Source organism: Mycolicibacterium chengduense (genome assembly GCF_033741155.1).
GTDB lineage: Bacteria > Actinomycetota > Actinomycetes > Mycobacteriales > Mycobacteriaceae > Mycobacterium.
The window spans coordinates 418,983-430,465 of sequence record NZ_JAWQNH010000006.1; the positions used below are offsets into that span (position 1 = coordinate 418,983).

An 11,483-nucleotide genomic window follows, 5' to 3' on the forward strand; every position below is an offset into this window, starting at 1 on the left:
GTGCAGCGGCTGCTGCGGTATCGGCGCCTCGCCGGAGCCCGTCATGCCGCTCCGGTGCTCGCCGCCGCGTCGAGTTGGCGTTTCGTCTCGTCGTCCAGCTCGATGTCACGCACTGCGGTGTTCTCCTCGAGATGAGCCACCGACGATGTCCCCGGGATCAGCAGCACATTCGGCGCCACCGTCAGCGTCCACGCCAGCGCGATCTGCGCCGGGGTGCGGCCCAGCTTCTCGGCCTCGCGTCGTACCGCGGGATGCCCGAGCACCGGGTTGTCCGCAGTGAACGCAGAGCCGAGCGGGAAGAACGGGACGAAGGAGATCCCGCGCTCGGTGCACAGATCGAGAACCGGCTGCGCCGAACGGTCGACGAGGTTGTAGGCATTCTGCACGGTCACAATGTCGGTGCGGTCCAATGCGATGCGCAGATGCTCCTCCGAGATGCTGCTCAATCCGATGCCCTCGATCAGCCCCTCGTCGCGTGCGGAGATCATGGCGGTCAGCTGGCGGTCGAACAGCTCGCGGTCCACCGGGCCAACGGCACTCGGATCGCCGGAGTGAATGCGTAGGTTCACCGCCGCCAATCGGTCGACGCCCAGCGTGGCGAGGTTCTCCTCGATATCGGCCCGCAACTCATCGGGCTCCTGCGCGGCGATCCAGTTCGCGTTGCCGTCGCGGCGGGCGCCGACCTTGCTGACCAGGGCCAGGTCGTCGGGGTAGGGGTGCAGCGCCTCGCGGATCAGCTCATTGGATACCCGTGGCCCGTAAAACTGGGCGGTGTCGATGTGGTTGATGCCGAGTTCGATTACCCGCTCCAGGACGGCGATCGCCTGGTCGTGGTCGCGGGGCGGACCGAAGACCCCGGGACCGGGGAGCTGCATGGCGCCGAATCCGACGCGGCCGACGGTGTGGGTGCCGAGCGAGAAGCTGTCCATGCTTTCTGTCTACATTCCGCGTCGGCAGTTTGTTCCGCATTGAGAGGCCAACAACTGCTTTCGCGACAAACAGAGAAAGATGTGCCGCACAGACTGCACGGTTTGGGTGGTCGGGCGGCGCCCCGATATTGCTAACGTCGAGCCGCATGAGACGTCTTGCGCTGCGGGCACTCGCGATCGGCGCGGCCGGCTCTCTCGCGCTGGCCGGCCTCCCGCCGGCGGCTGCCGTACCCGAAGCACCGGTGATCACCAGCGCCGTGTTCTTCGGCGACAGCCTCACCGACGCCGGAACCTACGGCTTCCGGTTCACCACCAATCCCGGGCGGACCTGGGCCCAGCATGTCGCCGACACCCTCGGCCAGCCGGACACCCCCAACGAACACGTCGACAGTTACGACGAGGTCTATCAAGGCAGGCCCGGTCGCCCCGGTCCAGGCGGCCTGAACTACGCCGAAGGTGGCGCACGTGCCGAATTGCCCTACTCCGTCGTGTCGAAAAACCCGCAAGGGACACCCATCTCGGCCGACGTCCAGGTTCAGCGCTACCTGGCTCAGCACGCACGGTTCAGGCCGGATGAGCTGGTGACCCTCTGGATCGGTACCAACGACGTGGCGCTGAACTTCGATCCACGATTCGGCAAGAGCCTTGCCGACGACCTGCGCGCCGACCGGGCGCCGTCCCCGCAAGCGATGGACGCCGAACGAGCCCGGGTCCGCCAGGCCGCGGCGGCCGAAGCGCGCACGGCATCGACCGTCCTGAGGCACGGCGCCCAGCACCTCGTGGTGTTCACCCTCTTCGACCTCGGCGTCCTCCCGTGGTTCGAGACGACGGCCGCACGCAACTACGTCAACGATCTGACCGCCGCCTACAACGGCGCGCTGTTGGACCAGCTGCCCAAGGATCCGCGCCTGCAGATCTTCGACACCGGCGCATTCGTGACCGATCTGCTGACCGACCCGGCACGCTATGGGTTCACGCATGGGGCGAACGAGGACGCCTGCGCCCAGCCCGGACAAGATTATTGCGACGCGGACACGCTGAAGGAACCCGACGCCGATCACACGTATGTGTTCGCCGCCGCCGAGCACTTCACCACCCATGCCCACGAACTACTTGCCGAACAAGTGCAGCAGCAGGTGGGTGTGCGGCCCAAACCGTGAATCGTCCGCAGGCAACAGTGCGCGTTTTGTGTAGTTCGCCGGGTCGGCGTCATCTCTAACGTCAGAGAAGACAGCAATTCGGCTGGCTGACAACACACTTGACCCAAGCGAGGCGGCGACGTGAAGGTATCGCAGGAAACAATCCATGAACGGTCGAAGCTGACGTTCACCGCGATGGGGTACGGCGGGGCGCCGATCGGCAACTTCAACGGCACGTTCACCGAATCCGCGGCGGCGGACATGGTCACACAGTCCTGGGAACAGGGCGTGCGCTACTTCGACACCGCGCCCGGGTACGGCAACGGGCTGAGCGAATACCGGTTGGGCCATGCCCTGCGCAACTACAACCGCTCCGAATTGGTGCTGTCCACCAAGGTGGGTCGCGTACTCACCCCGAGTTTGAACGCGCCGAACCAGGATGGCCAGTACCAGGACATCCCGCCGCTGGTGGCGTCCTACGACTACAGCTACGACGGGGTGATGCGCGCTGTCGAGCAGAGCATGCAGCGGATGCTCACCGATCACTTCGACGCCCTGTTCATCCACGACTGCGACCGATTCACCCACGGCTCAGGGCAACCCGAGTACTTCCGCCAGGCGATCGTCAGCGCGTTCCCGGCCCTGGAAGCGCTGCGCGAACAGGGCGTGGTCAAGGCGATCGGCTTCGGTGTCAACGAAACGGACGTGATGACCGAGGCGGTCAAGACCACCGAGTCGGACCTATGCCTGTTGGCGGGCCGGTACACCCTGCTCGAGCAGGAACCTCTCGACGAACTGCTGCCGATCTGTGCGGAGCGCGGTATCGGGATCGTGCTGGGCGGCGTCTACAACAGCGGCGTGCTCGCCACCGGGCCGATCGAGGGAGCCCGTTTCAACTACGGGCCGGCGCCGAAGGACGTGCTGGCCAAAGCCGGCCGCATCCAGGAGATCTGCGGGCGGCACGGTGTCGCGCTGCCCGCGGTGGCCCTGCAATTCGCCTACGCACATCCTGCCGTCGTCAGTGTGTGCATCGGCGCCCGCAACGCCGATCAACAGCGGCGAAACGAACAGCTATTCGAAACTGCTGTCCCGCAGCAGGTATGGGACGACCTCCGGGCGGCCGGACTGATCCGCGAGGACGCGCCCACCCCGGCCGCCTGACCGCGGGTACTCAGCCGGTGCACCGGTGCGGTGCCTTGAACGGGTTCATCGCACCGGCGTCGATCACCAGGGTGGTCCCGGTGATGTAGCGGCCGTCCTCACCCGCGAGATACACCACGGCATTGCTGACATCCACGGGGTCGAGGAACGGGATTGCCAGCGCATGCATCGCGGTGAGCGCCGGCAGCGCCTGCTCCTGGGTGGCACCTTCGACACCGCCGGCGAACAACCGGTTGTAGCGCGGGTTGTTGATCATCAACGTGTTGACATTGGTCGGGTTGATCGAGTTCACCCGGATCCCGTACGGCGCGAGTTCACCTGAGAGCGTGCGCATCAGACCGTTCACGCCATGCTTGGACGCCGCGTAGTGGCCGACATTGAGCTCCACGGTCAAGCCGGATATGGAACTGATCAGAATGACCGCGCCGCCCTCGTTCTGGGCGAGCAAGGTCGGGACGGTGGCTTTGATCGTCTTCCACACCCCGGTGAGGTTGACGTCGATCTGATCCTGGAACTGCTCTTCGGACAACTCCCACAGGGGCGCGGTGTCGTTCAGTGTTCCGGCGTTGGCCACCACCACGTCCAGCCGCCCCAGCTCGGAAACACCCTCCTGTACCGCCTTTTCCAGGCCCGCCAGGTCGCGGACGTCCACCTCGGCGGCAAAGACGCGGCGGCCGCGGCTCTTCACCAGATCGACGGTCGTGACCAGGTCATCGGAATCCGACATCGGATAGGGCACGGTGCCGATCTGCGCGCACACATCCAGCGCGATGATGTGGGCGCCCTCGTCGGCCAGACGTAGCGCGTGGGAGCGGCCCTGCCCGCGGGCGGCGCCGGTGATCAGGGCGACCTTGCCCTGCAGACGAGACATGACTACCTACCTTCGATATGGACAGGTCCGCCGTCGCCGCTGCGGGGGACAGCGGCGACGGCGGACCTGGGATGAGCCGGTGCGGCGGCGGGTCTTACCTACTGGTGCTGCTCACGGGCCCGCAGTTCGCGGTACTCGTCGGCGCGCTCGTCGGTGATGTGCGGCAGCGGCGGGAAGTCCAGCCAGCCGGGAACGAACGGGCTGGCCAGATCACGGTCGGTCGGCACCTCGACCAGCACCGGCGCCTGGGCGTCGAACGCCCGCTTGAACGTCGGTTCGAGATCGCCCGCCGATTCCACCCGGAAGGACTCCAGTCCGAAGGACTTTCCGACCTCCTTGAAGCTGGGGCTGTACGGCGAACCGTCCGGGCGGTTGAACTCGGTGCCGATGATCCGATCGGTGGCGTTGCGCTGCCCACCGCGAATGGAGATGTATCCGGAGTTGTCCTGCACGATGAACACCACCGGGATGTTGTGCTGAACCGCCACCCCGATCTCCTGCACCGTCATCAGGAAATCGCCGTCTCCGGTGATACTGGCCACCTGGCGTTCGGGTGCGGCCAGTTTGGCGCCCAGTGCCGCCGGCACGGGCCAGCCCATCGACGAGAATCCACCGGTGGTCAGGTGGGTACGCGGTTCGTACACGGGGAAGGTCTGCTTGACCGCACCCTGCGTGTTGCCGGAACCGACGAGCACGATCCCGTTGCGGTCCATCACATTTCGCAATGCGGCGAGTGGGCGCTGCAGGGTGAAGGGGAAGCGGTCGGTGTCCCGGCGGGAGGACAGCTCGATCTCCCACGCCGCCTTGCGCTCGGCCACCTCGGCCAGGTATTCGGTGCGGTCTGGCTTGGCCGGCAACGAATCGACGATGGCGGCCACCGTCGGCTTGGCGTCGGCGACGATCCCGACCTCGGCCGGGTAGATCTTGCCGATCTCGTGCGGGTCGATATCGATGTGGATGAGCTTGGCGGGCGGGAACGAGAACGACTTGCCCTGCGCGTAGCTGGATGCCGACCAGTCGGTGAAACGGCAGCCGATGGAGACCACCACATCGGCGTTGGCGGCCAGATAGTTGCCGTGGATGGTGCCGGTCTGCCCGACGCTGCCGACGAACAGATCGTGGTCTTCGGGGAAGGCGCTCTTGCCATTCCACGTCGTCGCCACCGGGATGTCGAATCCCTCGGCCAGTGCCCGCACCTCGTCGGTGGCGTAGGCGCTGATCGCCCCGCCGCCGACCACGATCATCGGCCGCTTGGCGGTCGAGAGCACGTCGACCGCGCGCGCGACGGCCTCCGGGTCGGGGTACTGCAAGCCGACCGGCAACCGACGGGCCAGGTCGTGGAAGTTCACCTCGGCGGTCTCGGCATGCAGGTCCCATGGCACCTCGATATGCGCGGGGCCGCGGCGGCCGGTCAGCATCGTGGAGAACGCTCGATGCATGATGAACGGCAGATCCTCGATGCTGTTGGCCACCCAGCTGCGCTTGGACACCGCCTCGGCCACCTGCGGAAAACCGTTGTCCTTCTGGCGATCCAGCTCCTGGAGCACGCCGCGGCCGCGCATATGGCGCGGCGGCCCACCTGTGATCACCAGCACGCTGGTCGAGTCGCTGTAGGCGGTCGCCAGGCCGAGGACCGTGTTCGATGCCCCGGCGCCGATGGAGGTGACCGCGCACATCGGCCGGCCCGACACCCGGTAGTAGCCGTCGGCCAGGTGCACCGCGCTCTGCTCGTGGTAGGTCTGGATGAACGGGATCTTCGATTCGTTCTCGTTGAAGGCGTCCATCAGGCCCCAGATGCCGTGGCCCGGGATGCCGGCGACGTAGGGGACTCCATACTCCTTGAGAATGCGGGCGATGACCTGTCCGCCGCTGAGTCTTGGCATCAACTATCCTTTCGTACTTTCGCGCCGTTGCCTCACAGTCTGCCCAGGGTGACGCAGCTCTCGTCAGACGCAATCTGAGCAGTGAACTCAAGTTTTCCTGCACAATGTGACCCGGAGGTGTGTTCGGCATGGCAATGACGGTCAAGACTGCCCTCGAACTGGAGGTATTCACCCGCGTCCCGCTCAAGGTCTACGCCGGCGAGGAGAATCTGAACCGCCCCATCCGCTGGGTCCATCCCACCGAGATCCCCGATATCGCGACCTTCCTCAGCGGCGGCGAGATGTTGCTGACCGCGGGTCTGGGCATCGGTTCCACCGCGGAGCAGCAAGTCCGCTACCTCGACGAGATCGCCGACGCGCAGGCCGCGGTGCTGATCATCGAACTGAGCGGGCGTGCGTTCGCCGCCATGCCCGATGCGTTGGTCAACGCCGCGCGCGAGCGCGGCTTCCCCCTGGTGGGGCTCGACGGCGAACTGCCGTTCGTCGAGGTGTCGGCGCAGGTGCACGAGTCGATCATCGATCAGCGGGTGCTGGATCTGAGCGCCTACGAGCGGCTCAACGCCACCTTCATGCAATTGTTGCTGGCCGGCCGCGACCCGGTGCTGTTCACCGATGCGCTGGCCGCCGAAGTCGGCCACCCCGTCGTGCTGGAGGACGCCACCTGTCAGGTCGTCGCCTACTCGGGACCCTCCGATTCCGGCGACGCGGTGCTGGCCGAATGGGAGCATCATTCCCGCATCGACCACGACTCGGCCGCCGGGGGCGGCAGCCCCAACGAAGCGCACAACTGCAGCCGGCGGGCGGTGGTGCTGCGCGGGGAACGGTGGGGCTGGCTGCATGTCCTGCACGACGGTACCGCGGTGTCCGGCACGGCGGGCTATGCGCTGGACCGGGCCACCGACGGCATCGCCATCACCCTGCTCGGCGCGCGGGAAAGCGGAGCGAAATCCGCGCAGCGGCAGAACGCGCTGGTCAGCCGGCTTCTGCTGGGCGACATCTCCGGCGATGCGTTCGTCACCAGGGCCCTGCGGATCGGTCGCGACTTCCGCGAACACGCGCTGGTGGTCATCTTCGTCTGCCGGGAGAACCCGATCGGGAATTCCGGTGACGAGGCGATCGAGGAGTTGTGCCGCGGCATGCGGGTACCCGCCGTGGTCGCCGACCTCGGCGAGCACACCCTGGCGATCGTCGGTCTGTCCAGGACGAGTTCGGAAAAGCAAGTGGTGCAACGGCTTTCCGCGCTGAACGTGCGGGCCGGGATCAGCCGTCCCGTCAGCGCCAATCAGCTTCCGACGGCGGTCGACCAGGCCCGCAGCGCGGCCTCGGTGGCGGCGGCCCGCCCGGAGAAGGCGGTGCACCGATTCGACGATCTGGGTGTGCTGCGACTGCTGGCCTCGCTGGCCGGCGGTCCCGAGTTGGCCCGCTACATCGAAGACGAACTCGGCCCGGTGCTCAAGCACGACGCCAAGGCCACCAATCCGCTGCTGCCCACCTTGCGTACCTACCTGGCGTGCGACGGGAACAAGTCCCAGGCCGCCGCGGAACTGTTCGTCCAACGGCGCACGCTGTACTACCGGCTGGAGCGCATCACCAGCCTGCTCGGCCGTTCGCTCGACGATCCCGACACCCGGCAGGCGCTGGTGTTCGCGGTGCGCGGGCACGATCTGCTGCACCGCGGCAACCGCTGATCGGCATTGCATGGTGTGAGCAGGCATGCGCACCAGCGCTGCACACTATGGCCCTCCCGGCGGTGGGGGTAACCGGCCTAGTTTTGGAATGTGGCCCATCACATGGGCTCATCCCATACGTCCTCTCAGCCCAGAGGAGCGCCACATGGCCATTTCCGCGTCCGCCGTGCAATCGCACGTGATCACCGACCCGCCCGACGTCCTCGACACCGACATCGCGATCGTCGGCTCCGGCATGGGCGGGGGCACCCTGGCCTACGCGCTGCGGGAATCCGGTGCCCGCGTCGTGATCATCGAGCAAGGGGACTTCCTGCCCATCGAGCGGGAGAACTGGTCATTCGACGCCGTGCACACCGCAGGCCGGTACAAGAACTCGGCGGCATGGCGCGACGCCAGCACCGGCACCGACTTCGTGCCGGGCAACTACCACTACGTGGGCGGCTCCACCAAGCTGTACGGCGCGACACTGCCGCGCTTCCGGGAGTGCGACTTCGGTGAGATCGAACACGTCGACGGCGTCTCCCCGGCGTGGCCGGTGTCCTACGACGAGTTGGAGCCGTACTACTGTCAGGCCGAGCGGATGTTCTGGGTGCACAGCAACAAGGGTGAGGATCCCACCGATCCGTGGCGCTCGCAGGACTACCCGTTTCCCGGTGTGCCGCACGAGGGCGCGATGGCCCGGCTGGTCCAGAGCGCGAAACGGCAAGGATTGCACCCCTTCTCGGCCCCACAGGCGCTGGACCGCCACCCCGGTGGTGCCTGCGTCCTGTGTTACACCTGCGATTCGTTCGCCTGCATGGTCGACGCCAAGGGCGACGCCGACGTCGCCGCGGTGCGCCCCGCGCTACACGGAGGGGCCGGCAACATCCGATTGCTGACCAACGCGGAGGTCACCAGACTGGACACCGATGCCGCGGGCCGGCGCGTCACCTCGGCATCGATCATGCATCGCGGACGCCGCATCCAGGTGCGGGCCAAGCGTTTCGTGCTCGCCTGCGGCGCGGTGAACACCGCGGCCCTGCTGCTGCGCTCGGCCTCCGATGATCATCCGAACGGACTGGCCAACAGCTCCGATCAGGTGGGGCGCAACTACATGGCGCATGTCACCACCTTCTTCCTGGCCATCGATCCGCGCCGCAAGAACGAAGCCGTCTATCAGAAGACGATCGGCATCAACGACTGGTACTCCGCCGGGCCGACCAACAAGTACCCACTCGGCAACGTCCAGGGATTGGGCAAACTCCGTGGCCCCCAAGCCAAGATGGGCAAGCCCTGGGTGCCGATGCCGATCCTCGACGAGGTCACCAAATACACCCTGGACCTGTTCATCCAGACCGAAGACCTGCCGCTGCCCGAGAACCGGGTCACCCTCGGCGGCGGCGGCCAGATCACCTTGACCCGGCGGGAAACCAACCTGGCCGCCCACCACGAACTCATCTCGAACATGAAGACCGTCGTACGCAAGGCCGGCTTCCCGGTGGTCATGACCCGCAGCCTGGGCGTCGAGGCAACCTCACATCAGTGCGGCACCGCCGTGATGGGTGACGACCCGGCCACCAGTGTCGTCGACGCCGGCCTGCGCACCCACGACCTGGACAACCTGTGGATCGCCGACACCTCGGTCTTCCCGTCCTCGGCCGCGGTCAACCCCGCGATCACGGCGGCGGCCCTGGCTTTGCGGCTCGGCCACTCCGGGGAGCTCACGGCGTAATCACCTCTGACACAGCACGTTTTCTTTCACTCGACGATGGAGAAGCTCGCCGTGAAGACCGACCCTGCCCTGGCCGCCCTGTTCGAGCCGATCACGCTCGGCACCGTGGCGGTCCGTAACCGCATCGTCATGACCGGGCACGGCACCGGGATGGCCAAGAACTACCTGCCCACCGACCAGCACGTCGCGTACTACCGGGAGCGCGCCATGGGCGGCGCCGGCCTGATCGGGATGGCGTTCCCGCAAATCCATCCCACCTCGCAGGACGTCCCCGGGGAGCCGCAGGCCTGGCTCCCTGAGATCGTGCCGGGTCTGCGCAAGATCACCGACGCCGTGCACCAGTACGGTGCCCGCATCGTCATGCAGCTCGGACACGGTGGACGCCAGGGACATTCCACCTTCACCGAGCGTGCGCTGTGGGGGCCGTCGAACACGCCGTGCCCGTTCAACCTCGAGATGCCCAAGGAGATGGAACTCGAGGACATCGACGAGATCGTCGCCGGTCACGCCATCGGCGCCCGGCACGCCAAACAGGGCGGCATGGACGGGGTGGAAATCCACTCCGGCTACGGCGGTTACCTGCTGGCGTCGTTCCTGTCACCGTTCTCCAACCACCGCGACGACGAGTACGGTGGCTCACTGCAGAACCGGATGCGCTTGGTGCTGCGGGTGATCGACGCCGTACGCGACGAGGTCGGACCCGACTACCTGGTCGGCATCAACCTGCAGGGCGACGATTTCAGTCCCGGCGGGCTGACCATCGGGGACGCCCAGCAGATCGCCCAGGCCATCACCGCGACCGGCAAGATCGACTACATCTGCGTCAAGGCCGCCACCTACAACGAGGCACACCAAAACGTCCCGGACATGCAGCACCCGAAGCGGATCTGGGAGAGCCTGGCCGCCGGGGTGAAATCCGTCGTGGACGTGCCCGTCATCGCGGTCGGCCGGATCAACGACCCGCACGATGCCGCCGATATCCTCGACCTCGGCCACGCCGACCTGGTGGCCATGACCCGTCAGCAGATCGCCGACCCGGAAACCGTCAACAAGATCGCCGAAGGGCGGCTCGACGAGATCCGCCGCTGCATTGGCTGCAACCAGGGCTGCATCGACCGGTTGTTCGCCATCACCCATTCGTCGTGTGTGCACAACCCAGCCGCCGGTTACGAGCAGGAACTCGGTGCGGGCACCCTGATCCAGGCCACCTTCCGGCGCCGCGTCGTGGTGATCGGGGCCGGTCCGGCCGGCATGAAAGCCGCCGAGGTCGCCGCCCGGAAGGGACACGAGGTCATCCTCATCGAGCGCCGCGACCGTACCGGCGGGCAGCTGCGCATCGCCGAAAGGATCAGAGGCCGTGAAGAAATCCGCGGTGTCATCGACCACCTCGACGTGATGATCCGCAAACACGGCGTGGACCTGCGGCTGGGCTGGGCACCCAGCGCCGAGGACGTGCTGGAGCTGCGGCCCGATCACATCATCGTGGCCACCGGCTCGGCCCCCGGACCGGACATCGTCGGCAATCTCGCCCAGGGCAAGCCCTTCACACCCGGCCTCGACCAGGACCATGTGCTGTCGGTGTGGGACGTTCTCGAGGACGACAAGCCGGTCGGCCAGCACGTGGTGATCGTCGACGACGGAGAGGGCGGCTGGAAGGGTATCGGCCTGGCGCTGCAGCTGCGGGCCGACGGTCACCAGGTCGACTTCCTGACCCCGCTGCCGTACGTCGGTGCCAAACTCGGACCGTTCAGCGCGAACCTGGCGGTGCCGCGAATTCACGCCTCCGGCATGGTGACTCACCCGTTCACCCGGCTGGAGGCGGTCACCGGGCGGACCGTGGACATCCTGGAGAAGGGCGTCGCGGCCAGCATCGCCGGCGTGGACACGGTGATCCTCGCCGGCTGGCACCGCCCCGTCACCGATCTGTACTTCGCGCTCAAGGGCCGCGGCGTGCCCATCGAGCGCGTCGGCGACGCCATCGCCAGCCGGACCATGATGGACGCCGTCCACGAGGGCGAGCGTGCGGCGCGCCGGATCCGCGGCAGCGCAGCCGATATGGAGGCAGCCACGACCGCACCGGCATTCGCCGGGCACTAGGCGG

The 11,483-nt window shown here is 66.9% G+C and carries 8 protein-coding genes; 5 read left to right on the plus strand and 3 right to left on the minus strand.

Annotation, left to right across the window (positions count from 1 at the left end):
• Window positions 1-41 precede the first annotated feature (41 nt).
• A complete protein-coding gene (locus tag SBI67_RS24065) occupies window positions 42-929 on the minus strand; it encodes an oxidoreductase (RefSeq protein WP_318982962.1) in 888 nt (295 codons plus the stop codon).
• Window positions 930-1,075: 146 nt separating this feature from the next.
• On the opposite strand from SBI67_RS24065, the gene SBI67_RS24070 reads away from it, so the two are divergent.
• On the plus strand, window positions 1,076-2,089 hold the full coding sequence (locus SBI67_RS24070; RefSeq protein WP_318982963.1) for an SGNH/GDSL hydrolase family protein: 1,014 nt from the start codon (window positions 1,076-1,078) through the stop codon (window positions 2,087-2,089).
• A gap of 120 nt (window positions 2,090-2,209) precedes the next feature.
• Window positions 2,210-3,229 (plus strand): aldo/keto reductase, encoded by a 1,020-nt coding sequence (locus SBI67_RS24075; RefSeq protein WP_318982964.1) that lies wholly within the window; start codon window positions 2,210-2,212, stop codon window positions 3,227-3,229.
• Window positions 3,230-3,239: 10 nt separating this feature from the next.
• Here SBI67_RS24075 and SBI67_RS24080 read toward each other — a convergent pair whose 3' ends face one another.
• Together SBI67_RS24080 and SBI67_RS24085 are read right to left on the minus strand one after the other, a co-directional pair.
• Window positions 3,240-4,100 (minus strand): mycofactocin-coupled SDR family oxidoreductase, encoded by an 861-nt coding sequence (locus SBI67_RS24080; RefSeq protein WP_318982965.1) that lies wholly within the window; start codon window positions 4,098-4,100, stop codon window positions 3,240-3,242.
• 98 nt (window positions 4,101-4,198) lie between these two features.
• Window positions 4,199-5,983 carry a thiamine pyrophosphate-binding protein gene (locus tag SBI67_RS24085; RefSeq protein ID WP_318982966.1) on the minus strand — a complete coding sequence of 595 codons (1,785 nt, stop codon included), beginning with the start codon at window positions 5,981-5,983 and terminating at the stop codon, window positions 4,199-4,201.
• Window positions 5,984-6,111: 128 nt separating this feature from the next.
• Here SBI67_RS24085 and SBI67_RS24090 point away from each other — a divergent pair, with 128 nt between their 5' ends.
• From SBI67_RS24090 to SBI67_RS24100, 3 genes are all read left to right on the plus strand, one after another.
• Window positions 6,112-7,671, plus strand: coding sequence for a PucR family transcriptional regulator (locus SBI67_RS24090; protein ID WP_318982967.1), 1,560 nt, complete (start codon window positions 6,112-6,114; stop codon window positions 7,669-7,671).
• Between the two features lie 145 nt (window positions 7,672-7,816).
• On the plus strand, window positions 7,817-9,382 hold the full coding sequence (locus SBI67_RS24095) for an FAD-dependent oxidoreductase (RefSeq protein WP_318982968.1): 1,566 nt from the start codon (window positions 7,817-7,819) through the stop codon (window positions 9,380-9,382).
• A 51-nt stretch (window positions 9,383-9,433) separates the two neighbouring features.
• Window positions 9,434-11,479 carry an oxidoreductase gene (locus SBI67_RS24100; RefSeq protein WP_318982969.1) on the plus strand — a complete coding sequence of 682 codons (2,046 nt, stop codon included), beginning with the start codon at window positions 9,434-9,436 and terminating at the stop codon, window positions 11,477-11,479.
• The last annotated feature ends 4 nt before the right edge of the window (window positions 11,480-11,483 follow it).